Raw genomic sequence first — 23,809 nt, 5'->3', positions numbered from 1 at the left:
GACCGCATCGAGGATGGCATTATCAGATCGCACCGCCGGACTCCAACGCACCGCGCCGAAGGCGACATGCGTCCGCATGTCCGGCCGTGCGGATTGAACCGGGCGACGAAACTCGCCACTGGAGAAACGAGCGCCGTAGCGTGGGCGGTTCACCCATGGGCGATGGCGCTGGGTTCCCGCAGGCGCACCGTCCGTTCTGCACCTTCGCCGTTCCATCGCCAGGAAAGCACCGAAATGTCGTTCGAACATCATCAGATCCCCGCCGATCTTCTGGCCTGGTACGATCTGAGTGCCCGTGACCTGCCGTGGCGCATCGGTCCCGCCGCCCGCAAGGCCGGCATCCGTCCGGATGCATACCGTGTCTGGCTGTCGGAAATCATGCTGCAGCAGACGACGGTCGCGGCCGTGAAACCCTATTTCGAGCGGTTCGTCGCGCGATGGCGAAGCGTCGAGGATCTGGCCGATGCCGAAACGGACGATGTCATGGCTGAATGGGCCGGCCTCGGCTATTACAGCCGGGCACGCAACCTCCATGCCTGCGCGAAGATCGTCGCGCACGGGCACGGCGGCCGCTTTCCGCCGACGGCCGCCTTGTTGAAAGCCCTTCCGGGCATCGGCGACTATACGTCCGCGGCCATCGCTTCGATCGCCTTCGACGAACCCGCGCCGGTCGTCGACGGCAATATCGAACGCGTCGTCACCCGTCTCTATCGGATAAAGGCGCCGCTGCCGGCCGCCAAAACCGCGATCAGACGGACCGTCGCCGCCATCACGCCGACGGAACGGCCCGGCGATTTCGCCCAGGCGATGATGGATCTCGGGGCGACGATCTGCGTGCCGCGAACGCCAAGCTGCCTGATCTGCCCGATCGCGGCCCATTGCGCCGCGCGATCTGCGGGCGATCAGGCCCTCTATCCGGTCAAACCGCCCAAGCGCGCCGTCCCGTCCCGTGTCGGCGCGGCCTTCGTCGCCCTGCGCCGTGCGGACGGCGCGGTCTGGCTCCGGCGCCGGCCCGCCCCCAGCATGCTGGGCGGCATGGCGGAAGCCCCGTCGACGGACTGGTCGGCCCGGGCGGACGGCGAAACCCACGCCGCGTCGGCGCCGTTCACGGCCGGTTGGGTCCATGCCGGAACGGTCGAGCACGGCTTCACCCATTTCAAGCTGGCACTCGAGGTCTACCGCGCCGAGGTCGAGACCGTGACGGGCGTCGAAGGCTGGTGGGCGCCGCCGGACCGGATCGCGGAGCAGGGCCTGCCGACGCTGATGCGCAAGGTCGTCGCCCGCGCCATCGCCGCCGAGCCGGCGCTCGCAAAGGAGAAGCGGCCCGCGCGCAAGCAACGGACCGCTTCGATACGGCTGGAGGCCGAACCGGAAGGATCATTCAGTCTGGTGGACGACGCGGCGGCGGGGACAAGGCGCCCGCCCCGCCCCCGGCGGCGCACGAGACGGACGTCCGCGCGCTGGTCGAAAGGGTAGCCGGCGGTCCCGCTCAGGCGGTTGCGGCGACCGTCATGCGTTGACGGGCGAGCGTGCGAAGCTCGTCGATCGGCATCAGGTTCTGGCCGCGGCTGACATGCCAGAACGTCCAGCCATTGCAGGCGTCCAGCCCCTGGACCCGCGCGCCGATCCGGTGGATCGAGGCCGCGTCGTCGCCCACGGCGATGGTGCCGTCGGCGCGCACGCGGGCGCGGTAGCGGCGCTTGGAATCGGTCAGCACGGTGCCCGGGGCAACAAGGCCCGCCTCGACGAGGCTGGCGAAAGGAACGCGTGGCTCGGCGCGCTTGCCGCCCATGATCTTCAGTTCGTCGTCGGCCAGGGGCTCGACATCATCGATCCGGTCCCGTGCGATCCGGACATATTCGTCCTCGCGCTCGATGCCGACGAAATCGCGCCCGAGGCGCTTGGCGACGGCGCCCGTCGTGCCGGTTCCGAAGAACGGATCGAGGATCACGTCGCCGGGCTTGGTCGACGCCATGATGATGCGGGCAAGCAGCGCCTCGGGCTTCTGGGTCGGATGGGCCTTCACGCCGTCCTCGTCCTTCAGGCGCTCTCCGCCCGAGCAGATCGGAAAGAGCCAGTCCGAACGCATCTGCACGTCGTCGTTCGAGGCCTTGAGGGCATCATAGTTGAAGGTGTAGTTCTTGGCGTCCTGGTCGCGGGACGCCCAGATCAGGGTCTCGTGGGCGTTCTGGAACCGCTTGCCGCGGAAGTTGGGCATCGGGTTCGTCTTGCGCCACACCACGTCGTTGAGGATCCAGTAGCCGAGGTCCTGAAGGCTCGCGCCGACCCGGAAGATGTTGTGATAGGATCCGATCACCCAGAGCGTGCCGTTGGGCTTCAGCACCCGGCGGGCGGCCAGAAGCCAGGCGCGGGTGAAGGCGTCGTAGGCCTGGAAGCTCTCGAACTGGTCCCACGCATCGTCCACCGCGTCGACCTTGGAATGGTCGGGCCGCATCAGGTCGCCGCCGAGCTGCAGATTGTAGGGCGGATCGGCGAAGATCGCATCGACCGAACCGGCCGGCAGACGCTCCATCTCGGTGACGCAGTGCCCCTGCAGGATCTGGTTGCGCCAACGCGCATCCGGGGACGCCTGACTGTGGACGAGAACGGGTCCGCTACGCTTCATACTCAACACCGCCGGTTAGCTGGTTTTCAACAGAACTTTCGATGCACAGGGTTACCGAACGGGGTAAACAACCGGTGAAGGACGCTGGAAATTTTCACGGCCAGCATCGTCCGACCGGACGCTTTGCGGTGGCAGGTCCGCCATGATAGGGCAGCGCCAAACGTGAAGCCGCGCCGAGGAACCCGTCCCATGCCCATGCCTCCACTGATGATCTTCGATTGCGACGGCGTGCTCGTCGACAGCGAGATCATCGCCGCCGACGTCGAGGCGAAGCTGATCGCCGAATACGGGATCGAGATGACGGCGGAGGAACTCGCCATCCGCTTCGCGGGCCTGACATTTCCCGTGATTCTGGACAGGATCAGCGAAGAATCCGGGCAGCCTCTGTCGGCCAGCCTCATCGACCGCGCCGATGCCGAGATCGACCGCCGGCTCGGCGAGGAGGTGGAGGAACTGGCCGGGGCGCGCGAAGCGATCGAGACGTTCGCCGAGCGCGGCGTTCCCACCTGCATCTGCTCGAACTCGACCTCAGGCCGCCTCGAAATCGAACTCGAACATGTGGGCCTGTGGGACTATTTCACCGGTCACGTGTTTCCGGCACGCGAGGTCGGCACGAAGAAGGCCAAGCCCGCCCCCGACGTGTTCCTGCACGCCTGCAAGACCTTCGGCGTCGCGCCGGCCGAGGCGTTCGTGATCGAGGATTCGGTGCACGGCGTTGCGGCCGCCAGCGCCGCCGGCTGCCGCGTCATCGGCTTCACCGGCGCAAGTCACAGCTATCCGGGACACGCCGACGCGCTGACCGAAGCCGGCGCGACCACCGTCATCAAGCGGTTGCGCGACCTGCCGGCGACCGTCGAGGCGCTTGCCGAATTCGGCGAGATCTGATCGCCGCGCTCACGCGTCGCGCGAGAGGCCCTTCTCGTCCAGCTCCGTGAGGTAGGCGGCCCATTTCTGGTCCTCGTCCCGGCCAAGCTCGGCGAGATAGGTCCAGGAGAAGAGCCCGGTATCGTGGCCGTCGGAAAAGCTGATCTTGATCGCATAATTGCCGACCGGCTGGATGTCGGTGATCGAAACGTCCCGCTTGCCGAATTGCGTCTTGCGGCCGGCCTCGTTGTGCCCGCGCACCTCGGCCGACGGGGAATGGACGCGCAGATATTCCGCCGAAAGCGCGATGCTCTCCTGCTGCGGCCAGGCGAGCGTGAGCATGCGCCGGTCCTTCGAAACGCGGATTTCGCTCGGGGGTGTCTGGCGCGCGATCATGGGCGTGTCCTTGCAATGAACGGTCGGGCGCTGCGACCATCGCGGTCCGATGCAGCCTGTCCCTCTTCTCGACGAATGGACGCAGCCGGCCACGACGGCAAGCCCGCAGGCTTATTTTCACGTCCTGAAACACGCCCGCCGGAGCTGCTGCCGGTTGAACGGAGCGCCGGGCCGTCCACATGTGGGAAGACCGGAAACCCCAGCGGGGACTGCGGCGGCAACTCGGGATTACTCGAAGCGGCCCAGTCTGTTATAAGCGATCCATGACCAAGACAACGCTCTTCAAACAGGATGGTGTCCCGTCCTTCAGACCGGCGGCAGACGCGATCGAGGTGCGGCCTGGCGGCGCAAGGACCGATCTTGCCGGCTTCGGATCGTCCGAACGCGGCGAGATGATCGATCCGTTCGGCCGGCACGTCACCTATCTGCGGGTCTCGGTCACGGATCGCTGCGATTTTCGCTGCGTCTACTGCATGGCCGAGGACATGGAGTTCCTGCCCAAGCGCGATCTCCTGACACTCGAAGAACTCGACCGCCTGTCCTCGACCTTCATCGCCAAGGGCGTGAGGAAGCTGCGGCTGACCGGTGGCGAACCGCTGGTGCGCAAGAACATCATGTATCTCATCCGCTCCCTGTCGCGGCATCTGGAAACGGGTGCGCTCGAGGAACTGACGCTGACGACCAACGGATCGCAGCTGAAGCGTTTCGCCGGCGATCTCGCTGCGGCGGGCGTCAGGCGCATCAACGTCTCGGTCGACACGCTCGACGCCGACAAGTTCCGCTCGATCACCCGCTGGGGCGAATTGAAGAAGGTTCTCGAAGGCATCGACGCCGCTCAGGACGCCGGCCTCAAGGTCAAGCTTAACGCCGTCGCCCTCAAGGGCTTCAACGATGCCGAGATCCCGTCCATGATCACGTGGGCGCATGGCCGCGGCATGGACATGACGCTGATCGAGACGATGCCGATGGGCGAGATCGACGAGGACCGGACCGACCAATACCTGCCGCTCAGCCAGGTCCGCGCAGATCTCTCGCAGCGCTGGACGCTCAACGATATTCCCTACAAGACCGGCGGCCCCGCCCGCTACGTGGAAGTGGCCGAGACCGGCGGCCGGCTCGGCTTCATCACGCCGATGACCCACAATTTCTGCGAAAGCTGCAACCGGGTGCGGGTCACGTGTACGGGAACGCTGTTCATGTGCCTCGGCCAGGACGATGCGGTGGATCTGCGCGCGCCCTTGCGCGCCTCGGAAGGCAATGAAGGCCTGGCGCAGGCGATCGATGACGCGATTTCGCGAAAGCCGAAGGGGCACGATTTCGTCATCGACCGCAAGACGCGTACGCCGGCCGTGTCGCGCCATATGAGCGTCACCGGCGGATAGACCTGTTCAGCGCGGGTTAATCGCCGCTTTGCGATGGGGGGACAGGATCACAGTCAGGAGGCCCCGATCAATGTTAGGCAACAAGACCATGATGGCCGCGGCCCTGTTCGTCGGCTTGAGTGCGAGCGCGGAGGCGGGCGCGGCCGATCTCACCTACGAGAACGAGCGATACGGCACGAGCGCGACGTTCCCGTCCGAACTGTTCCCCGATCCCCTGCCCGCGCCCCAGAGCGGCGACGGGCTGGGATGGAGCGCGCCCAACGGAGCGGAAATCTTCGTCTATGCGAGGGCGAACGCCGGCGGCGAGACGGCCCGGTCCATCATCGCGAGCAGAGCCGCTACGGACGACGTGACCTACGAGGCCTCCGGCAAGCGCTGGGCCGTGGTGTCCGGCTATCGCGACGGCCGGATCTTCTACGAGCGCTACATCCTGCGCGGCGATCTCGTCCATTCGGTCTCGATCCGCTATCCCGAAGAGGTTCGCGAGACCTACGATCCGATCGTCGGGGACATCACCAACAGCCTTCGCGGCCCCTCGCGGTCCGTCGAGGGATAGAACGGGGCGTCTCGCCCGGCACCGGTCGAGACGCCGGACACGATCGCGATGCGGCGGCATCCGCGCGATCGCCATGGATCGACAAGCATGGGACCGGTGCACGAACGCGTGTTCGCCGGGCCGGTTGCGCGGACGTGATTTAGCTGAAAAAGACGCGGCTGAACCCGAACGAAGCGCCACACCGGAGCCGTCTTGACCCCCGCGGACACATTTGGAACGGACGACCGCATCGCCAGGAAGCCGATGCTGGTCACGCTGATGGTCGCCTCGTCCATCTCGCCGCTCGCCATCAACATCTTCATTCCATCCATGGCGACCATCGCCGATGCGCTGGGAACGGACGGTCCGACGGTCGGCCTCGGGCTCTCGCTCTACCTCGTCGCCGTCGCCGTCCTGCAGATCGTCGCCGGCCCCCTCTCCGATCGCTTCGGACGGCGCCCGGTCATCATCGGCGGCATGGTGCTGTTTCTTGCCGGCACCGCGCTCTGCCTGTTCGCCGAGACGATCGGCTGGTTCCTCGCCGGCCGGATCATCCAGGCGGCGTCGGCGACCGGCATCGCCTTGTCGCGCGCCATCGTGCGCGACGTCTATTCGCGCCAGCGTTCGGCGGCGATGATCGGTTACGTGACGATGGGCCTTGCGGTCGCGCCGATGATCGGCCCGGCCATCGGCGGCTTCATGGACACGCTGCTCGGCTGGCGCAGCGTCTTCTGGCTCCTGATGGCTCTCGGCATCGTCACGCTCGCCTTCGTCATCGTCGACCTCAACGAGACGAACCCGAACCTCGGCGCACCCTTCACGCGGCAATTGTCGGGCTATGGCAAGCTCCTGTCGGAGCCGAGCTTCTGGATCTATGCCGGCGCGGGGTCGTTCATCACGGCGTCCTTCTTCGGCTTCCTGGGCGGCGCGACCTTCGTGTCCGTCGAACTGCTCGGCCTGTCGCCGGCCGAATACGGCATCTGGTTCATCCTCTGCCCGCTCGGTTACGCGATCGGCAACTTCGTGACGGGACGCATCTCCGAACGCGTCGGCATCAAGCGGATGATGGTGATGGGTTCGAGCCTGACGCTCGTCTCGACGCTGATCGTCCTCGTGCCGATCCTGTTCGGCTACCTCTCCGCCCTGACGCTCTTCGGACCCATGATCCTCCTCGGCATCGGCAACGGCATGACGCTCCCCTCGGCGACGGCCGGCGGCGTCAGCGTCAGGACGGAGGCCGCGGGCGCTGCGGCCGGACTGCTCGGATCGAGCCAGATCGGTCTCGGGGCCGTCGCCTCCTCGATCGCCGCCGCGTTCGCGGTCGGTCCCCATGCGGCGACGAGCCTTGCCTTGGTGATGCTGGTCCCGGCCGGAATCGCCCTGGTCTTCTCGCTTGTTGCGCCCCGCGTGAGCGAAGAATGAGCGCTGGAGGATTGATCGTGAAGGGCACGCTCGCGGTACGCGCGCAGCCGACGGCCGCGCGAATCGGCGCCATCATATTGGCCGGCGGGCGCGGATCGCGGATGGGCGGGGACATTCCCAAGCCGCTGCGGATGCTCGCCGGACGCCCGTTGATCGCCCATGTCCTGGACAGGCTCGCCGATCTCGATCCCGTCGTGATCAACGCCCAGGACGACGGGACGTTCGACGCCTTCGGCGATGGGGTCGCGCCCGATCTGCGCCCCGGTTTCGAGGGACCGCTCGCCGGCATCGAAGCCGGTCTTGCCTGGCACGCCCACGACGCGGAAGAGGATGCGGCGTCCCATGTGATCGTCGTGCCGTCGGATACGCCGTTTCTGCCGCAGACCCTCAAGGACCGGCTTCTCGCCGAAGCGACGCCCACCGAGATCGTCGTCGCGCGCCATGGCGGGCGGCTCCATCCCACCGTCGCGCTCTGGCCGGTCGCGCTTCTGTCGACCTTGTCGCAATGGCTCGACGACGAACGGCCGCGTGCCCTGCGCGCGTTTCTCGATCATGCCGGCTACCGCACCGTGCCTTTCGGCGACGGGACGGACGCAGCGCCGGACGACCCGTTCTTCAACATCAACACGCTGGACGATCTTTCGCGCGCCGAAGATCGCTTCGGGTGACTGTATGCGCGACAGGGAATCGATTGTGTTCGTCCCGATTTCCATGCCACCATTGCCACAATCCGCGCCATGCCTTCCAAAGAGGCGGTGCCGCGCGAATCGTCTATGCGGCGGCAACGCCGAACCCTTCAAATCCGAGACCCAAGAGGCCTTCATGCTGAAACTCCTGACATCCGCCCTCGTGACAGCGACTCTCCTGACCGCCGCACCCGCCCTTGCCCAGGACGGTGACGCCGGCAAGGACTGGTCGACGATCGTCGTGGGAACCGAAGGCGCCTACCCGCCCTTCAACTTCCTCGATGCGTCCGGCGAATTGCAGGGCTTCGACGTGGATATCGCGAAGGCGCTGTGCGCCGAGATGAAGGCCGAGTGCACCTTCGTCACGCAGGAATGGGACGGCATGATTCCGGCGCTCCAGAACGGCAATTTCGACGCTTTGATCGCCTCCATGTCGATCACGCCCGAGCGCGAGGAACAGATCGCCTTCTCGAACAAATATTACAGCACGCCGCCGGCCCTTGCCGTGCCGAAGGATTCCGACATTGCCGGCACATCGCCGGACGATCTCGCCGGCAAGACGATCGGCGCCCAGGTCTCCACCACCCACGCCCGCGCGGCGCAGGAATATTTCCCCGACGCCGAGGTGCGCCAGTACCCCTCCGCCGAGGAATACAAGCTCGATATCGAGAGCGGCCGCGTCGATGCGGTGCTCGACGACATCATCGTTCTCGACGAATGGCTGAAGAGCGATGCCGGCGCCTGCTGCAAGCTCCTCGACACGCTGAAGGCCGATCCCGCCATCTACGGCCAGGGCATCGGCGTCGGTCTTCGCAAGGGCGACGACAAGCTCAAGGGCATGATCGACGACGCGATCGCCGCGATTCGCGAGGACGGCACCTACAAGACGATCCAGGACAAGTATTTCGACTTCGACGTCTACGGCGAATAGGGCCCATGCCGGCGTTTCCGGCTTTGTCAGGCATGAAGAGGCCGGCGTGGAACGCTCCACGCCGGCTCTCTGACGTTCGCGCCGCGCCGTCGGTCCGCGGACTTGTCGATCACGTGATCTCAACGCGCGGGAGCGCAGCGATGGCCGCTTTCCCTGGCGGCAAGGTCGGACAGGTGGCCCGGACGCAGGTGCCCGTCGCCATCGAGGCTCGGGTCGGAGGCGCCGCGTGGACATGTTGAGCCATCTCGCCTTCGGCGACACGGGCTGGGGCGACGAACTCGCCACCGGCGTCTTCGTCACGGCGTCGCTGGCGCTCTGCACCCTGCCGATCGGACTGTTCGCCGGCTTTCTCCTGTCGCTCGCCAAGCAGTCCGGCGACCGGCTGCTCTTCGTGTCGGCCAACGTCTACACGACGATCTTCCGCGGGCTCCCCGAACTCCTGACGCTGTTCCTGGTCTATTTCGGCGTCAACAGCGCGCTGAAGAGCATGAGCGATGCGACGGGCCTGCCCGATATCGCGCTGTCGAGTTTCGTCTCCGGCATGGTCGCGCTCGGCTTCGTCTTCGCCGCCTTCGCATCGGAGGTGTTCCTGTCCGCCTTCAGGGCCATTCCGAAAGGCCAGTACGAGGGGGCGAGCGCGCTGGGGCTCGGCTACGCCACGACGATGCGTCTCGTCATCTTTCCCCAGCTCATCCGCATCGCCCTGCCCGGCCTTGCCAATCTGTGGATGAACCTTCTCAAGGACACGGCCCTCGTCTCCGTCATCGGCCTTGCCGATATCCTGCGCCAGGCGCAGATCGCCGCGCGCGTCACGCGCGAACCCTTCCTGTTCTTCGGAACGGCGATCGGGCTGTACCTTGCCCTCACCCTGATCTCCTCGATCGCCATTGGCGGCATCGATCGCTGGTCGAAGCGCGGCGAGGCCGCACGATGACCGATGTCTTCGTCTCGTCCTCCGCCCCGGATACCGGGACGCGAAGGCGCATCGGCCCCGCCGGCATCGTGTTCGCCTCTGTCTGGGCCATCGTCGCGGTCGGCATCGTTCTCTACATCCTTCGCAACTGGAATCCCGACCTCTTTTCACGATATGGCCTGCCTTATCTAGAAGGCCTCTGGGTCACCGTCACGCTCGTCCTTGCCAGCTTTGCCTGCGGGGCCGTGGTGTCGCTCCCGGTGGCGCTGGCGCGCATGGCGGACACGCGATTCGTGCGCGTACCGGCTTTCGTCTTCGTCTACTTCTTTCGCGGCTCGCCGCTGATCGCGCAGATCTTTCTCGTCTATTACGGCTTCGGCGAATTTCGCGCCTTCTTCGAAACCATCGGATTGTGGTGGTTCTTCCGGGAAGCCTGGTTCTGCGCCCTGTTCTCGCTGGCGCTGAATTCGGCCGCCTATCAGGCCGAGATCCTGCGCGGGGCGATCGAGAGCGTGCCGAAGGGCCAGTGGGAAGGCGGACGCTCCCTCGGGCTTTCGCGCACCGTGATCTTCTTCAAGGTGGTGTTGCCCCAGGCGATGATCGTCGCGCTTCGCCCCTACGCCAACGAGATCATCCTGATGATCAAGGCGTCGGCGATCGTCGCCATCATCACGGTCTACGACCTCTTCGGCATCACGCGGCAGGCCTATTCGCGGACCTTCGACATCCAGACCTATGTCTGGGCGGCCGTGCTCTACCTCGTGCTGGTGGAGGTGTTGCGGCGCCTGACCAACCTTGCCGAGGCGCGCCTGACCCGGCACCTGAAACGATAGATCGCAAGCGCGACGCCGAACCAACCCCTCGCCCCCTCTCCAGGTGGGCGTAACGCGATCCATGCGTGCAACGCTGGACTTTCCCACGCTTTCGCTCCCGCGCCCGGTCCGCTAAGGACGGTGTCAAAACAACAGCAAGGAGCGAGACAGCATGGCTAGAACCGCATTCATCGGCATGGGCGTCATGGGCTATCCCATGGCTGGGCACCTGAAGAACAAGGGCGGCCACGACGTCACCGTCTGGAATCGTTCGAGCGCCAAGGCCGAGAAATGGGCCGGCGAACACGGGGGATCTCATGCCGCGACACCGCGGGAGGCGGCGAGCGGCGCGCAGTTCGTCTTCATGTGCGTCGGCAACGACGACGACGTGCGGTCGGTCGTCTACGGCGACGACGGGGTTCTGGCCGGCATGGAGAGCGGCGCCACGCTGATCGACAACACCACCGCCTCGGCCGAGCTTGCGCGGGAACTGGCCGACGCCTGCGGGAAAAAGGGCGTGAAGTTCATCGACGCGCCGGTGTCCGGCGGCCAGGCGGGCGCCGAGAACGGCCAGCTCACCGTGATGTGCGGCGGCAAGCAGGACGATTTCGATGCGGCGCGCCCCGTGATCGAAAGCTATGCCAAGATGGTCGGCCTCATGGGCGATGTCGGCTCCGGCCAGATCACCAAGATGATGAACCAGATCTGCATCGCCGGTCTCGTCCAGGGCCTGTCGGAAGCGATCGCCTTCGGCCAGAACGCCGGGATGGACATCGAGAAGGTGGTCGGCGTCATCTCCAAGGGCGCGGCCGGCTCCTGGCAGATGGAAAACCGCTACAAGACCATGAATGCCGGCCAATACGAGCACGGCTTCGCCATCGAATGGATGCGCAAGGATCTCGGAATGTGCCTTGCCGAGGCCAGACGGAACGGCTCGCAGCTCCCGGTGACGGCGCTCGTCGATCAGTTCTATGCGGAGGTGGAAGCCATGGGCGGCAAGCGCTGGGACACGTCGGCACTTCTGGCACGGCTGAAAAAGCCGGACTGAACCGGTTCGAGTGCCCGGGCGGCGCAGGAAACGCTCGGGTTCCTCGGGCCTTGCGCCGCCTTTCCGCCTTTCCGCCTTTCCGTCCGATGGCCATCAGGAAGTGGTGCGAAGCCGGCGGCCTAGAACGGTCAGGCCGCCAGTTCCGCACTGCGGGTGTGGACGGCGATGGTGTCGCGAAATCCGTCCGCGTCGAACGGTTTCAGCAAGATGCCGTTCGCGCCCGCGCGGCGATACCGCATCAAAGGTCCGATCGCCCGATCGATGACGGAGACGAGAATAACCGGCCGCTTGCCGCCGAGACGATCGCGCACGGACCTGATCAGTTCGCCGATCCCGGTGGCGCTGCCGGTTCCCGACAGGATCATCAGATCGGCACATCCATTCGTCTCGATATGACGGGCGACCTCGTCGATCGTCCCGACGGTCGTCACCTCGTACCCGGCCTGGGTCAGGAGACGCTCGCCGATCTTGAGGATCACGGGCATATCGTCGAACATCAAACAGGTCGGCATGACGCTTTCAAATCCCAAACTACTGCGAAACCGCAGGATGACCGACGATCGCCGATCATCCTCGCCGCCATCCTAGACGCGCGATGCTTGCCAAACCGTATCGATGACCGCGGACGCGCCAGGCCGGTCTCGCTCGCGCGGGACCGGTGCTATCCGATCGTGAACTTCACGACGCCCTCGCCGATCTCGTGGCTGACGGTGAGCCCCGCCTCGTTGGCCAGGAACAGCATGTAATAGGGCTGGATCGTCTGCGCGGTGATCGCCTCGCCCTGGAAGCTGCCGTCGATCAGGGCGACGACGTCGGGCTGCAGCCGGATACGCTGGCCGGTGGCGGTGACGCTCGCACGGCAGGGATCGGCGGATTCGATCTCCACCTTCACCTCGCCGCCACGGCTGATGCTGGAACTGGCCAGGACCACCAGATTGAGGATCGCCTTGACGAAGTTCTTCGGGACGTATCCCGGCTTGCCCGACCAGACGAGATCCGGCTTCTCGTGCGCCATGTAACCGTCGGCGACGGTCCTGGCATCGTTGAGATCGATGGTCGCGGCCTGCGATCCGGACGCGCCGTAGGCCATGCGGGCGAATTGCAGCTTGCCGACCGCCGCCTTGCAGGAATTGCGCACGAGACCCATGGATTCGGCATCGTCCGGCATGTCGTCGAGAAGCTCGAGGCCGCTCTGGATACCGAAGACCGGAGAAATGATGTCGTGGCAGATCTTGCTGGACAAGAGGGCTGCGAGATCGGCTGAAGACAGGTCAGGTATCGTGTTCATCGCGCGTTCCTCGACGTTTCGCTAGAGCATGATGCCGAAAAGTTGCATGACTTTTCGGACAACATCATGCGGAAAAACAAATAGTTAGAGCGAAATGTCGATCCAGACTTATCGCATTTCGCACTAGGGGATCACCCGCACGCGCGGGCGCCTGTCCGTGTAACGTTTCATGGTCCGACGCGCGATCTCCGGCGACGGCGCCATATCCGCCCACATTTCCGTCTGTCCTAGCGCGGCAGGGTTAACCCTTCCTTGCGTCGCGGCCAGGACAGGGTCGAAGGTCCGCTCGTCCGGCATCGCCGGGAGCGGCGTCGCAGCGTGCGGCCCGCTTCCACCGCGGCGGTTCGCGGCGTCGAGCCTCGCTCGGCCGGCGGGCACCGTCCGTCCGTTAAAGGTTTTGCAACCTTAACAATTTCATATGGACGCAGAAGGCACACGGCCGCGCGGTGAAGCTGCGCCTCGCCGGCAACGGGGATCCACTGTCCATGTTCAAGGCAACCAGTCATCTCGCCGCCATCGCTCTCGGCCTGACCGCGGCCGCACTCGCCTACCAGCCCGATCGCGCGAAGGCCCAGTATGCGAACAATTCGCAATATGGCGCACCGCAGGCGGCGCCCCAACAAAGTGGCGGAGATTATTCGTTCGACGAGGTCGTAAGGTCCGGCCATCAGTTCTTCGGTGCGACATCCGGCGGCCTCGCCCAGCTCATGCAGCAGGCGATCCAGAGCTACGGCCTGCCCAACGGCTACATTCTCGGCGAGGAAGGTTCGGGCGCCTTCATCGGCGGCGTTCGCTTCGGCGAGGGCGTCCTCTACACCAAGAACGCCGGCAAGCACCGGGTGTTCTGGCAGGGCCCCTCCATCGGCCTGGACGTCGGCGGAGACGGCGCACGCACCATGATGCTGGTCTACGACCTGCCGTCCGTCGAAGCCCTGTTCGGCCGCTATGGCGGCATCACCGGCACCGCCTATCTGGTGGGCGGCTTCGGCATGACCGGCCTCAAGCGGGAGAACGTGATGATCGTTCCGATCAAGACCGGCCTCGGCGCCCGCCTCGGCGTCAATATCGGCTATCTCAAGCTGACGCCGGCGCCGACCTGGAACCCGTTCTGATCACGGTTCGGAACGGTACGGCGCCGTCTCGTCGAGCGGCGATCCGGCATCCGATCTGCCACATGGCGGCAATTCGACATGACGGGCTCCGATCGCAAAAAAGCGCAATCTCGCAACAGGTTGAGATGTTTCGTTGACCAGTTCGCCGTTTGGGGGAAGATAAATCGACACGGGCGTCCTATCTTGAGGCATTCGGTTTAGGAAGCGGCCCACCCATGATCACCGCAGCGCTCACCTTCGCTTTCGGGTTTCTGCTCGCCCTACTCGCAGCGCTTCTCACGGCGCCGCTGGTCTGGAAACGCGCGCGCACGATCGCCCGGCAGGAATTCGAGGCGACCATTCCGGTCAGTGCCCGGGAGATCCAGGGTACCTACGATCATCTTCGGGCCCAGACCGCCTTCGAAGCGCGGCGGCGTGAAATCGCATCGGAAGAACGCGAACAGCGCGCCGCCCTCGAACGGGCCGATGCGGGCCGCGTGACGCGCGAGAACGCCGAGCTGAAGGCGCGCACCAAGGCCCTGACCAAGCAGGTCGCCCAGCAGATGGGCGAGCTCGAAGAGCTGAACATGACCCTGTCGAAGCGGGAATCGGAAGCCGATGCGGTCGATGGCGAACTGCGCGAGGTCCATCACGACCTGCGCATCCGGATCGAGGAATTCGAGGATCTCGGACGGCGGTTCGAGGACATGACGGACATCGCCAACGAGCGGAAGGTCCAGATCATTTCGCTCGAGACGCGCAACGACGAGCTGTCGGACGAGCTGCGCAATCTGGAACGCCGCTCGCGCGAGAATGCGAACCAGGCCGATCGCCTCTCGCACGAGGTCGAGGGGCTTCGCGCCCAACTGGCGAAGGAGCGGGCGACCAACCAGCGCCTCGATGACAAGGTCACCCGTCTGACGGGCCTTCTTGCGGACCGGGACGACCAGATCGAGCGGATGTTTGGACGCTCAGGCCGAGCGCGCTCGCCCGCCGAAGCCTCCGGACCCGGCGAGGACGAGCGACCCGGATTGGAAACCCGCGACGTGGCGCCGGACGACGAACCGCTTCCTGCGGCCCTCGTCGCGGCGGCGATCCCGATGGACACCGGGCGCGACCGGGCCGTGCGACACGATCTTGCCGACAACAGGGCGCTCGAAGCCATTCGGGATCCAGCCGCCCTGCGCGAGGAGATCGCCAATATCGCCGCCGAAGTCATCGACATGGCCGCACGGCGGGAAGGCGCGTCCTCGCCCATCGAAGCGATGCTGGCGTCGAGCGCCTCCGACGCCTCGGACGATCGCAGTCTCGCGGGCCGCGTCCATGCCCTGCGCCGCCGCCAGCGCGACAGCGAAGCCGCGGAATAGGCGAGAGCGACGGGCGAAAAAGTCAAATCCGGTTTTTCGATCGACCCGGCGCGTCAAACGATAAACTTACAGGCTCAGGCGATGCTGATTCATCGCCAGAGCCTGTCGGGCCCGCGCCGCTCGAACCCATCCGCATGCCGGCCATCGGCTCCCGACGCCGCCCGTCATGGTCGACATGGAGAGGCAGGCGGCGACGCCTTGCGGATCGTCCACCCCGGGGCCACCGGTCCTTGCGCTCAGCCCGCCAGTGCGGTGCGGACGATCGAAGCGAGCTCCGGCTCGTTATAGGGTTTCCCGATATAGAAGTTGATGACGCTTTCCGCATTGTCCGGAAGCTGATCGCGCGGGATCGCCGTGGTGACGACGCACGGCACCATCACGCCCTCGTCGCGAAGCGTCTGGATCATGACGATGCCGTTCATCTCGGGCATCATGTAATCGGTGATGATGACGTCCGGCTTTTGCTCGCGGGCGATCCGCAGCCCCTCGCGTCCGTTGGCCGCGACATGGACGTGGTAGCCCTCGTCCTCGAGCGCCATGGACGCGAACAGCAGCAGCATCGATTCGTCCTCGACGATCAGAACGCACTTGTTGCTCATGATCCGGCGCCCTGGCCGGAGGCCGGCTGCCCGCCGCCGGCGGTCTCGCCTCCACGGTTCATGCGCCCGGCTCCAAGGCTGAGATCGATCGTCATGCCGCCGCTCGAAATCTGGAACGGCAGGGAGCGGTGATCGAAATCGCTGTCGCGAACCTTCAGGATGCCGATGCGCTGGCCGATCGCACCGTCGCTCAATTCGTAGTGCAGCAGGATCGTATTATCGATCAGGCCGGACAGATCGTCGTTGGACAGGACGCTGGGAAAGAAGAGCTGCGGGACCTCCCGCGTGTAGACGATCGTCGCCCCGGCGGCCGCGATCAGCTGGTTGAGCGCCCGCAGGAAGCCATGCAGCCGCGCCTTCTCGTTCAACGGACGCTGCAGGGCGTTGAGACCGTCGATGACGACACGCTTGGCGCCGTGTTCGACGACCGCCTCGACGATCTGGCGTCCCAGATCGTCGAGGATGTTGTCGAAGGGCGGCTGCCAGATCATCTTGACGACGCCGCTGTCGACGAGCGGCCGGAGCTTCACGCCGATCTTATCGGCCCGTTTGCAGATCCGGTCCGGCGATTCGTAGAAGCCGAAGAACAGCCCCTTTTCATCCGGCGTCGAAGCCGCGAGATATTGCATGCCGATGGTGGTCTTGCCGCTGCCGGTGGGTCCCACCAGGGCGGTCGCGGACTCGGCAGGAAAACCACCGCAGAGCATGGTGTCGAGACTGTCGATCCCGGTGGACAGCGCCCCCTCGGACGTCTTCCGGTTGGGGGTTCGCGGTGCCAGCGTCTCCAGCTTGGGATAGACGGTGAAGCCGGTGTCCGAGATCCGGTAGTCGTGCTGGCCGCGCAGGATCGGCCCGCCGCGGTGCTTGTGGACGCAAAGAAAGCGGCGTGGCGATTCGGCCTCCAGATCGTCGGACAGCTCAATCCAGCCGTCGACCATCGTATATTCGGGTGACGAAGGCTTTCGCGACGAATTGGTCAGGAGAAGCAGGGTGACGCCGCTCTGGGAGGTGAGCGCCGTCAAATCGTTGAGGAACCGGCGAAAATCATGCGTGGCATTCGGATCGACCTTCAGCTCGTCCAGAATGAACACGCCGTCGATCACGATCATGGTCGGCGAATGGGTGCGGATTTCGCGATGGATCAGCTTGAGCAGGCTTGCGAACCCTTCCTCCCGGACGGTCGTGAAGACGCTGGAATACCAGATGCGCCTGGAGACCTCGGACATGTCGAAGAACGCGATCGACTGCAGGAAACCGAACATCTGGGTGAAGCTCTCGGACAGCAGCGTCATGTAGAGCGTCTTGTCGCCCCTGCGCGCCAGAGCGAAGGCGAGCTGGTTGGCGAGGATGGTCTTTCCTGTCCCCGGATCGCCCTGGACGATATAGCTCGAGCCCTCGACAAGGCCGCCGCACAGAATGTCGTCGAAACCGGGTACGAAACTCGGAAGACGTTTCAGCGGACGAAGGCCACCATTCGATTCCCGCTTCGCGTTGAAATCGTTTGTTTCGTCATCTGTCACGCCGTTCGAGCCCCGCCCCTGTTCCGTCCCCGCCGCCGGTCTTCTGCATCGCAGCGGCGGCCAGCCTCCGTGGCCTCGTGTCTATGTGGCGCATGAGTTTGAAACGGCCACCGAATTTCCATTGCTTGAATCCGGCGCGAACCGCTACATCTCGGCCCTCGAGCCGCATTGCTCCTTACGTCTACACCCTCCACGAACCACGACGGCCATTGACCCCCATGTCGGACAAAGACGCGCTTTCAGACTCTGTCCGCCTTGCCGCCCTGCATGCATCGGGTCTGATGGACTCCGAGCGGGAGCCGATATTCGACCGTGCGACGCGGCTTGCGAGCAGCCTACTGCAAACCGACGTCAACCTGTTCTCGCTCGTCGACAACCGGCGCCAGTTCTTCAAGGCGGAACTCGGACTGCCCGACGACGTGTCGGACGCGCGCGAGACACCGCTGTCCCATTCGTTCTGTCAACATGTCGTGACGTCGGGTCAAGAACTGGTCATTGCGGATGCAAGACAGGACGCGCGTGTCAGGGACAATCCCTCGATCCAAGATCTCGGCGTCATCGCCTATCTCGGCATGCCGATCGGCGATGCGGACGGGAACATTCTCGGCTCGTTCTGCGCGATCGAGACGAAGCCGCGCCAATGGACCGAAACCGAGATCGCGACGCTGCGCGACATCGCGGCCGGCGTCCAGAGCGAGATCCGGCTGCGCATCGAGATGGATCGGAGCCGACAGGCCGAGGATCAGGCGCGAAGCAGCCGGGATCTCCTCTCGATGATCCTCGAAAGCACCAGCGACGGCGTGATGATGCTCGACGGCGACTGGACCGTGCTCTACACCAACGAGAACGCCCGCAAGCTCCTGATGCTCGAAGTGCCGATGGAAGGCCGGGTCCTGTGGGACGTCTTCGACGATGCGGAAGGCGATCCCTTCCGGATCAGCTATCTCGACGCCATCGGCAGCGGGCAGCCGCAGCTGGTCGAGGCCCACTATCCGCGATTGAACCGATGGTTCGAGGCGCGTTCCTATCCGCGGGAGGGAATGCTGACCGTGTTCTTCCGCGACGTGACCGCCGAGCGCAGGATCACGGATGCCCGCCAGGTCCTCGTGCGCGAGCTCGATCATCGCATCAAGAACATTTTCAGCGTCTTCGGCGCCATGACGTCGATGACCGCGCGCAACTCGCAGACGCCGCGGGAGATGGCGATCGCGATGCAAGGGCGGCTTCGCTCGCTCGCGGCGGCGCACAACCTCATCCGGCACGCAATCAGACTGGAGACGGACACCGCGCAGATCGGCGAGATCTCGTTCCGGGACCTGCTCGCCACGCTTCTCGGCCCGCACATCGCTGAAGGCTCGAGCGACCAGCTCGTTCTGTCCGGCGCTTATGTTCCGCTTGGCCCGAACGCGGCCACGCAGTTTTCGCTCGTTCTCCACGAGCTGGCCACGAACGCCAGCAAGTACGGCTGCTTTTCCACGGCGAACGGCCGCCTGGCGATCGGCTGGAGGATTAAGGGGGACAGGCTGCTCCTGACCTGGCGCGAGAGCGGCGGGCCGGCCATCGAGGCGGCGCCCGTCGGCAAGGGGTTCGGCTCGCAGCTGGTCCGCATGACCTTGAACGCACAGATGCGCGGCAAGGTCACCTTTGACTGGAACCCTGGCGGCGTTCACATCGACTTCGAGATCCCCATCGAAAGCCTGTCGCACTGACCGTGTGCGAAGCTGAAAACGTGGGACGCACTCATCTCGGATCGCCAAGCCGCCGGTCCGTGCCGGCGCGCCGACGTCCTCCGAGCGCCGCCGGCTTCCGTCGACCGGCGACATCGCCGTCAGCGACCCGCGTCGTCAGCCGCGCAATTCGCGGCGCAGCACCTTGCCGACATTCGTCTTGGGAAGCTCGTCGCGGAACTCGACGATGCGGGGACGCTTGTAACCGGTCAGGTGTTCGCGGCAATAAGCCTTGACCGCCGCCTCGTCGACCGAGGGATCGTCGCGCACGAGAACGAGCTTCACGGCCTCGCCGGAGCTTTCGTCCGGCGTCGAGACGGCGGCCGCCTCGACGATTCCGGGCATGCACGAGACCACGTCCTCGATCTCGTTCGGATAGACGTTGAAGCCCGAGACGTTGATCATGTCCTTCTTGCGATCGACGATCTTGAACCAGCCGTTCTCGTCCATCAGGCCGATATCGCCGGTCTTGAAGAAACCGTCCGGCGTCATGACCTTGCGCGTCTCGTCCGGTCTCTGCCAGTAGCCCGCCATGACCTGCGGACCCTTGATGGCGATCTCGCCGATTTCGCCCTGGGGCAGTTTGTCGCCATCTTCAGACAGGATCGCCATCTGCGTTCCGGGCAGCGGCAAGCCTACGGTCCCGGTGTATTTCGTGTCTCGCGTATGATTGGCGGACGCGACGGGAGCGGTCTCGGAGAGGCCGTAACCCTCGCAGATCGAGGTGCCCGTCAGCGCCTCCCACATCTCCGCTGTCTTCTTCTGGACCGCCATGCCGCCGCCGACGGACAGGACGAGCGGTGACCAGTCCACCGTGCGGCTGTCCGGATGCCGCGCGATCGCGCCGAACAGCGTGTTGACGCCCGGAAATGCGTGGAACGTCTGGCCCTTGAGGGTTTTCAAAAGCGCCGGCAGGTCGCGCGGATTGGGGATCAGGATGTTCGACCCGCCCATGCGCATGCACAGCATCATGTTCACCGAGAAGCCGAAGATGTGGTAGAGCGGCAGGGCGCAGACCATGGTCAGGGTCTCCCCCGGCTTGATCTTCGACAGCGCCGGGCCGAACCAGAGTTCGACCTGCAGCACGTTCGAGATGATGTTGCCGTGGGTGAGCGCGGCGCCCTTCGAGACGCCCGTCGTGCCGCCCGTATATTGCAGAACGGCGACTTCCTCGAGGCTCTGGCGCACCGGCTTGAACGGGACCGTCCGCCCTTTCTTCAAGGCGTCCATGAACGACACCGCATCCGGCAGGGAATAGGCGGGAACCATCTTCTTGATCTTGCGCACGACCAGATTGGTCACGAAGCGCTTCACCGTCCCCTGCAGATCGCCGATCGCGGTGACGATGACATGGTCGAGGGAGGTGTTCGGCCGGGCGCTCTCGACGGTCTTCGCCATGTTTTCGAGGACGACGATCGCCTTCGCGCCCGAATCCTTCATCTGGTGGATCAGTTCGGGCACGGTGTAGAGCGGATTGGTGTTGACCACGACGAGCCCGGCCCGCAAGGCGCCGGCGACGGCCACCGGATAGGCGAGCACGTTCGGCATCATCAGCGCGATCCGGTCTCCCTTCTTCAGGCCGATCGACTGGAGATAGGCGGCGAAGGCACGGGATGTTTCGTCGAGGGTGGCAAAATCCATCGTCGCGCCCATCAGCGTATAGGCGTTCTTCCCGCCGTGCCGCTCGAAGGCTTCGTCGAGAAGATCGGTCAACGAGCCGTAGGGGTGCTCGGGCATTTCATGGGGGACACCATCTTGGTACTGGTGAAGCCACGGCGCGGTCATGTGTGTTTCCTCTTGTGTTTTCGATCAGCCTAGCCGACCCATGACGCGAAGCAAGGCGCGCGCGAACCAAACCGGAAGAAAGATTGCAAGATGATCGCCGACGACGAGAACGAACGCTCCCAAACGGCGGCCGCAAGGGGTGAGGTTCATGTCTACGAGCGGGACGGCCTGACCCTTGCCATGCGGGTCCATGGCGCTTTGGATGGCGCGAAGATCCCCCTCGTCTGCCTGCCTGGCCTCACACGCAACAGCCGGGATTTCGATGGTTTCGCGCAGGCGATGCGCGCGCGCGATCCCGGTCGCTGCCTGATCGCATTCGATTATCGCGGACGCGGCCTGTCCGATGCCGCACCGGCGCCGGCGGCCTACAATGCGGCCGAGGAAGCCAGGGACGTCCTTGCCGGACTTGATCATCTGAACATCGAACGCGTCGATCTCATCGGCACGTCCCGCGGGGTCATCGTCACCCATCTGATCGGCGCGATGGCGGGGCCCCGGATCGGCAGGATCGTGTTCAACGATGCGGGACCCCGGATCGAAAGCGCCGGTCTTCTCGAGATTCGCGACTATCTGCGCGCCGCACAAGACCATCCGGACTGGACGAGCGCGACCGACGCCGTCGAAGCCCTGTTCGCACCCAGCTTTCCCGCGCTCGAACGGGCCGATTTCGAACGGCAGGCACGCGCGCTCTTCATCGAGCGGGACGGCGTTCTCGTGTCCGACTACGATCCCACGCTGCTCGAGACGCTCGACGGTCTCTCGCCGGATCTGCCGCTGCCCGAACTCTGGGATCTGTTCGATCACCTTCTGGACAAGCCCCTCCTGGTTCTGCGGGGAGAGCATTCCGGCATTCTGTCGAAGAGCACCGTCGAGGAGATGGCCCGGCGCCATCCCGATCTGACGGCCCACACCGTCCCGGGCCAGGGCCACGCACCCTTCCTCGAAACCTCGGGGCTGCCCGATCGGATCTCGGATTTTCTCGATGCCGACCGTCCGTAGAAGGGCCGCTTGTCCGCTGCCGTCTCGAAGTCGGCGACGCGGGGATCGTCCGGTCCATTCGGGGGCGTGCGATTTGGAAGGGCGGCGGTCACGAAGGGCCGGTCCCGCTTCGCCGCATCGGACGGCCCGTGTGTGTCGGACCATGCCGGCAGCCATGATGTCGGCCCGGCAGGAACGGGTTGCGTCAGATGGGCGCGACCGCCGCGCATGCCGGACGGCTTGCGGGCGATCCCGGTCCTTCGCTTTGATCTTCCCGCCGTCAGACGGACCACCATCCGCTTTCGACCGCGAAACGGCGCGGGCGATCGCGGCCGTTCCTGGCGCAGGTCCCGCACCGGCGGCTGATCACGGTGCGAGCGGCGGTCCCGAAGGAGCGTCTGCGCGCAGATTTCCATGATCATGGATCCCTGGTTCTATGTCGCCGCGGTTCCCGCCGTCTTTCTCGTCGGCATGTCGAAAGGCGGGTTCGGCGGCACGCTGGCGCTGCTCGGGGTGCCCCTGATGGCGCTGGCCATCTCGCCGGTCGCCGCGGCCGGGATCCTTCTGCCGATCATGATCGTCATGGATGCGATCGCGTTGCTTGCATGGCGCGGCACGGTCTCGCGCGCCGTCCTTCTCCAGATGCTGCCGGCCTCGATGGTCGGGATCGCCCTCGGCTATGCGACGTCCGCCGTCTTTCCCCCGGACGCCATCCGCGTCGTCATCGGCCTTCTGTCGCTCTGGTTCGTCGCGAACTGGTGGTTCCGCTTGCGCGGAGCGGAGACCGAAGCACCCCAGCATCGTGGCCGCGCGGCCTTCTGGGGCGCGTGTGCCGGCTATGGCAGCTTCGTCGCGCATGCAGGAGGACCGCCGTTTCAGGTCTATGTCGCGCCGCTCCGGCTTCCTCCGGCGCATTATGCCGGAACCGCGGTCGTCTTCTTCGCTGCCACCAACGCCGTCAAGCTGGTGCCCTATTATCTGCTGGGCCAGTTCTCCGACGAAAATCTCGCCACATCCCTGATGCTCCTGCCGCTCGCACCCGTCGCCACCTTGTTTGGGGTCTGGATCGCGAGACGGCTGAAACCGGAGCTGTTCTACCGGATCGTCTATGCGTTCCTGGTGCCGGTCGGCATCAAACTCGTCCACGACGGCACCTGGGGTCTGATCTCGCCGTGAACAGGGTCCCGTCGGAACGCCGATTGCGTCGGGCAGATCGCGTCGGACTGCAATGACGGCGGGATCTGCACGCGGAAGATCCGGGTCGAGCACCGTCCCGCAAGCCTTCACTGTCGCGGCCTCGTCGGGTCCCGGTCTTCCGCCCCGCATGCGACCATCCTTGCCCGTCCTCAGGCCGGCCCCTCTCCCTTGGACGCGCACGCGCCGCGCGCTCGCCATCGTGTTGCGCTGTGGGTGGGGAGCGGGCCGTGCATGTGCGTCGGGCTCGAAGGTCGCTCTGCCTTCGGACCCATGGTGGCCTGGACGTCGTTCGGGCTTGTCGGTTTCGCAAGGCTGGCCGAAGCGTCGGGCCTGGCTTACCCCCCGCGCGTTCTTGGCGCCTGTCCCCTTCCCCTTCCCCGGTCTTGTAATGGGGTGTGCTGTTGGCTTGTTGTCCGTCTGGATGGGCAGCGGCGGTTTTTGTGGGCGGGGCTTGTTTTGGTGAGCGAGGCGGGGCGCCTTGGTGTCCTGGGATTGTGTGTCCTGGGCTTTGCGCCGGGTACGCCCGCGTCATGCCCGCAGACAGACGCATACGCACGCACGCCCTCATACGCACGCACGCGTACAGACGCACGCGTGCGCCCGCGGGCGTGTTTTGTGGGCGCGCATGCGTGGGTGTGTGTG

Annotated in this window: 22 protein-coding genes; 15 read left to right on the top strand and 7 right to left on the bottom strand. The window is 65.3% G+C overall.

What is annotated here, in order from left to right; translation table 11 throughout:
- Positions 1 to 234: 234 nt before the first annotated feature.
- Positions 235 to 1,476 (top strand): A/G-specific adenine glycosylase, encoded by a 1,242-nt coding sequence (gene mutY / locus U0C82_RS09760; protein ID WP_322186924.1) that lies wholly within the window; start codon positions 235 to 237, stop codon positions 1,474 to 1,476.
- A 13-nt stretch (positions 1,477 to 1,489) separates the two neighbouring features.
- Here the strand turns inward: mutY and U0C82_RS09755 are convergent, their stop codons facing one another.
- Positions 1,490 to 2,626 carry a site-specific DNA-methyltransferase gene (locus U0C82_RS09755; RefSeq protein ID WP_322186922.1) on the bottom strand — a complete coding sequence of 379 codons (1,137 nt, stop codon included), beginning with the start codon at positions 2,624 to 2,626 and terminating at the stop codon, positions 1,490 to 1,492.
- A gap of 189 nt (positions 2,627 to 2,815) precedes the next feature.
- Between U0C82_RS09755 and U0C82_RS09750 the strand changes: the two genes are divergently transcribed.
- A complete protein-coding gene (locus tag U0C82_RS09750; RefSeq protein ID WP_322186921.1) occupies positions 2,816 to 3,511 on the top strand; it encodes an HAD family hydrolase in 696 nt (231 codons plus the stop codon).
- Positions 3,512 to 3,520: 9 nt separating this feature from the next.
- Here U0C82_RS09750 and U0C82_RS09745 read toward each other — a convergent pair whose 3' ends face one another.
- Entirely contained in the window at positions 3,521 to 3,886 is a 366-nt protein-coding gene (locus tag U0C82_RS09745; RefSeq protein WP_322186920.1) for a gamma-butyrobetaine hydroxylase family protein, read from the bottom strand.
- Positions 3,887 to 4,278: 392 nt separating this feature from the next.
- On the opposite strand from U0C82_RS09745, the gene moaA reads away from it, so the two are divergent.
- From moaA to U0C82_RS09705, 8 genes are all read left to right on the top strand, one after another.
- Positions 4,279 to 5,268, top strand: coding sequence for a GTP 3',8-cyclase MoaA (gene moaA / locus U0C82_RS09740; RefSeq protein ID WP_322187409.1), 990 nt, complete (start codon positions 4,279 to 4,281; stop codon positions 5,266 to 5,268).
- A 70-nt stretch (positions 5,269 to 5,338) separates the two neighbouring features.
- On the top strand, positions 5,339 to 5,824 hold the full coding sequence (locus tag U0C82_RS09735) for a hypothetical protein (protein WP_322186919.1): 486 nt from the start codon (positions 5,339 to 5,341) through the stop codon (positions 5,822 to 5,824).
- Between the two features lie 192 nt (positions 5,825 to 6,016).
- On the top strand, positions 6,017 to 7,225 hold the full coding sequence (locus tag U0C82_RS09730; RefSeq protein WP_322186918.1) for a multidrug effflux MFS transporter: 1,209 nt from the start codon (positions 6,017 to 6,019) through the stop codon (positions 7,223 to 7,225).
- Positions 7,222 to 7,893, top strand: coding sequence for a molybdenum cofactor guanylyltransferase MobA (gene mobA, locus U0C82_RS09725; RefSeq protein WP_322186917.1), 672 nt, complete (start codon positions 7,222 to 7,224; stop codon positions 7,891 to 7,893). Before U0C82_RS09730 ends, mobA begins: the two co-directional genes overlap by 4 nt.
- A gap of 154 nt (positions 7,894 to 8,047) precedes the next feature.
- Entirely contained in the window at positions 8,048 to 8,842 is a 795-nt protein-coding gene (locus U0C82_RS09720) for an ABC transporter substrate-binding protein (protein ID WP_322186916.1), read from the top strand.
- 232 nt (positions 8,843 to 9,074) lie between these two features.
- Entirely contained in the window at positions 9,075 to 9,776 is a 702-nt protein-coding gene (locus U0C82_RS09715; RefSeq protein ID WP_322186915.1) for an ABC transporter permease, read from the top strand.
- A complete protein-coding gene (locus U0C82_RS09710; protein ID WP_322186914.1) occupies positions 9,773 to 10,588 on the top strand; it encodes an ABC transporter permease in 816 nt (271 codons plus the stop codon). Before U0C82_RS09715 ends, U0C82_RS09710 begins: the two co-directional genes overlap by 4 nt.
- Positions 10,589 to 10,739: 151 nt before the next feature.
- A complete protein-coding gene (locus U0C82_RS09705; RefSeq protein WP_322186913.1) occupies positions 10,740 to 11,615 on the top strand; it encodes an NAD(P)-dependent oxidoreductase in 876 nt (291 codons plus the stop codon).
- A 128-nt stretch (positions 11,616 to 11,743) separates the two neighbouring features.
- On the opposite strand, the gene U0C82_RS09700 is transcribed toward U0C82_RS09705, so the two are convergent.
- Together U0C82_RS09700 and U0C82_RS09695 are read right to left on the bottom strand one after the other, a co-directional pair.
- Positions 11,744 to 12,112: a response regulator gene (locus U0C82_RS09700; RefSeq protein ID WP_322186912.1), complete on the bottom strand. Its 369-nt coding sequence runs from the start codon at positions 12,110 to 12,112 to the stop codon at positions 11,744 to 11,746.
- 164 nt (positions 12,113 to 12,276) lie between these two features.
- A complete protein-coding gene (locus U0C82_RS09695) occupies positions 12,277 to 12,903 on the bottom strand; it encodes a histidine phosphotransferase family protein (RefSeq protein WP_322186911.1) in 627 nt (208 codons plus the stop codon).
- Positions 12,904 to 13,388: 485 nt separating this feature from the next.
- On the opposite strand from U0C82_RS09695, the gene U0C82_RS09690 reads away from it, so the two are divergent.
- Together U0C82_RS09690 and U0C82_RS09685 are read left to right on the top strand one after the other, a co-directional pair.
- Positions 13,389 to 14,015 carry a DUF1134 domain-containing protein gene (locus tag U0C82_RS09690; protein WP_322186910.1) on the top strand — a complete coding sequence of 209 codons (627 nt, stop codon included), beginning with the start codon at positions 13,389 to 13,391 and terminating at the stop codon, positions 14,013 to 14,015.
- Between the two features lie 215 nt (positions 14,016 to 14,230).
- The gene (locus tag U0C82_RS09685; RefSeq protein WP_322186909.1) at positions 14,231 to 15,361 is read left to right on the top strand and encodes a hypothetical protein; all 1,131 of its coding nucleotides are present in this window, start codon (positions 14,231 to 14,233) and stop codon (positions 15,359 to 15,361) included.
- Between the two features lie 236 nt (positions 15,362 to 15,597).
- Here U0C82_RS09685 and U0C82_RS09680 read toward each other — a convergent pair whose 3' ends face one another.
- Together U0C82_RS09680 and U0C82_RS09675 are read right to left on the bottom strand one after the other, a co-directional pair.
- Complete coding sequence (locus U0C82_RS09680; RefSeq protein WP_322186908.1) at positions 15,598 to 15,960, bottom strand: response regulator; 363 nt, start codon at positions 15,958 to 15,960, stop codon at positions 15,598 to 15,600.
- The gene (locus tag U0C82_RS09675) at positions 15,957 to 17,480 is read right to left on the bottom strand and encodes an RAD55 family ATPase (protein ID WP_322186907.1); all 1,524 of its coding nucleotides are present in this window, start codon (positions 17,478 to 17,480) and stop codon (positions 15,957 to 15,959) included. Before U0C82_RS09675 ends, U0C82_RS09680 begins: the two co-directional genes overlap by 4 nt.
- Before the next feature lie 218 nt (positions 17,481 to 17,698).
- Here U0C82_RS09675 and U0C82_RS09670 point away from each other — a divergent pair, with 218 nt between their 5' ends.
- Entirely contained in the window at positions 17,699 to 19,189 is a 1,491-nt protein-coding gene (locus U0C82_RS09670) for a sensor histidine kinase (RefSeq protein WP_322186905.1), read from the top strand.
- A gap of 135 nt (positions 19,190 to 19,324) precedes the next feature.
- Here the strand turns inward: U0C82_RS09670 and U0C82_RS09665 are convergent, their stop codons facing one another.
- Positions 19,325 to 20,992, bottom strand: coding sequence for an AMP-binding protein (locus U0C82_RS09665; RefSeq protein ID WP_322186904.1), 1,668 nt, complete (start codon positions 20,990 to 20,992; stop codon positions 19,325 to 19,327).
- A 90-nt stretch (positions 20,993 to 21,082) separates the two neighbouring features.
- Here U0C82_RS09665 and U0C82_RS09660 point away from each other — a divergent pair, with 90 nt between their 5' ends.
- Both U0C82_RS09660 and U0C82_RS09655 read left to right on the top strand, forming a co-directional pair.
- On the top strand, positions 21,083 to 21,991 hold the full coding sequence (locus U0C82_RS09660; protein WP_322186903.1) for an alpha/beta fold hydrolase: 909 nt from the start codon (positions 21,083 to 21,085) through the stop codon (positions 21,989 to 21,991).
- 393 nt (positions 21,992 to 22,384) lie between these two features.
- Positions 22,385 to 23,146 (top strand): sulfite exporter TauE/SafE family protein, encoded by a 762-nt coding sequence (locus tag U0C82_RS09655; protein ID WP_322186902.1) that lies wholly within the window; start codon positions 22,385 to 22,387, stop codon positions 23,144 to 23,146.
- Positions 23,147 to 23,809 lie beyond the last annotated feature (663 nt).

This window comes from Fulvimarina uroteuthidis, from assembly GCF_034321785.1.
Taxonomy (GTDB): Bacteria; Pseudomonadota; Alphaproteobacteria; order Rhizobiales; family Rhizobiaceae; genus Fulvimarina; species Fulvimarina uroteuthidis.
The sequence above is the reverse complement of the archived record's forward strand: the minus strand, read 5'-3'. Positions and strand labels throughout refer to the sequence as shown.

Coding starts and splice junctions, on each gene's coding strand:
- mutY (WP_322186924.1), top strand. CDS start 235: ATGTCGTTCGAACATCATCAGATCCCCGCCGATCTTCTGGCCTGGTAC.
- U0C82_RS09755 (WP_322186922.1), bottom strand. CDS start 2,626: ATGAAGCGTAGCGGACCCGTTCTCGTCCACAGTCAGGCGTCCCCGGAT.
- U0C82_RS09750 (WP_322186921.1), top strand. CDS start 2,816: ATGCCCATGCCTCCACTGATGATCTTCGATTGCGACGGCGTGCTCGTC.
- U0C82_RS09745 (WP_322186920.1), bottom strand. CDS start 3,886: ATGATCGCGCGCCAGACACCCCCGAGCGAAATCCGCGTTTCGAAGGAC.
- moaA (WP_322187409.1), top strand. CDS start 4,279: ATGATCGATCCGTTCGGCCGGCACGTCACCTATCTGCGGGTCTCGGTC.
- U0C82_RS09735 (WP_322186919.1), top strand. CDS start 5,339: ATGTTAGGCAACAAGACCATGATGGCCGCGGCCCTGTTCGTCGGCTTG.
- mobA (WP_322186917.1), top strand. CDS start 7,222: ATGAGCGCTGGAGGATTGATCGTGAAGGGCACGCTCGCGGTACGCGCG.
- U0C82_RS09720 (WP_322186916.1), top strand. CDS start 8,048: ATGCTGAAACTCCTGACATCCGCCCTCGTGACAGCGACTCTCCTGACC.
- U0C82_RS09715 (WP_322186915.1), top strand. CDS start 9,075: ATGTTGAGCCATCTCGCCTTCGGCGACACGGGCTGGGGCGACGAACTC.
- U0C82_RS09710 (WP_322186914.1), top strand. CDS start 9,773: ATGACCGATGTCTTCGTCTCGTCCTCCGCCCCGGATACCGGGACGCGA.
- U0C82_RS09705 (WP_322186913.1), top strand. CDS start 10,740: ATGGCTAGAACCGCATTCATCGGCATGGGCGTCATGGGCTATCCCATG.
- U0C82_RS09700 (WP_322186912.1), bottom strand. CDS start 12,112: ATGTTCGACGATATGCCCGTGATCCTCAAGATCGGCGAGCGTCTCCTG.
- U0C82_RS09695 (WP_322186911.1), bottom strand. CDS start 12,903: ATGAACACGATACCTGACCTGTCTTCAGCCGATCTCGCAGCCCTCTTG.
- U0C82_RS09690 (WP_322186910.1), top strand. CDS start 13,389: ATGTTCAAGGCAACCAGTCATCTCGCCGCCATCGCTCTCGGCCTGACC.
- U0C82_RS09685 (WP_322186909.1), top strand. CDS start 14,231: ATGATCACCGCAGCGCTCACCTTCGCTTTCGGGTTTCTGCTCGCCCTA.
- U0C82_RS09680 (WP_322186908.1), bottom strand. CDS start 15,960: ATGAGCAACAAGTGCGTTCTGATCGTCGAGGACGAATCGATGCTGCTG.
- U0C82_RS09670 (WP_322186905.1), top strand. CDS start 17,699: ATGTCGGACAAAGACGCGCTTTCAGACTCTGTCCGCCTTGCCGCCCTG.
- U0C82_RS09665 (WP_322186904.1), bottom strand. CDS start 20,992: ATGACCGCGCCGTGGCTTCACCAGTACCAAGATGGTGTCCCCCATGAA.
- U0C82_RS09660 (WP_322186903.1), top strand. CDS start 21,083: ATGATCGCCGACGACGAGAACGAACGCTCCCAAACGGCGGCCGCAAGG.
- U0C82_RS09655 (WP_322186902.1), top strand. CDS start 22,385: ATGATCATGGATCCCTGGTTCTATGTCGCCGCGGTTCCCGCCGTCTTT.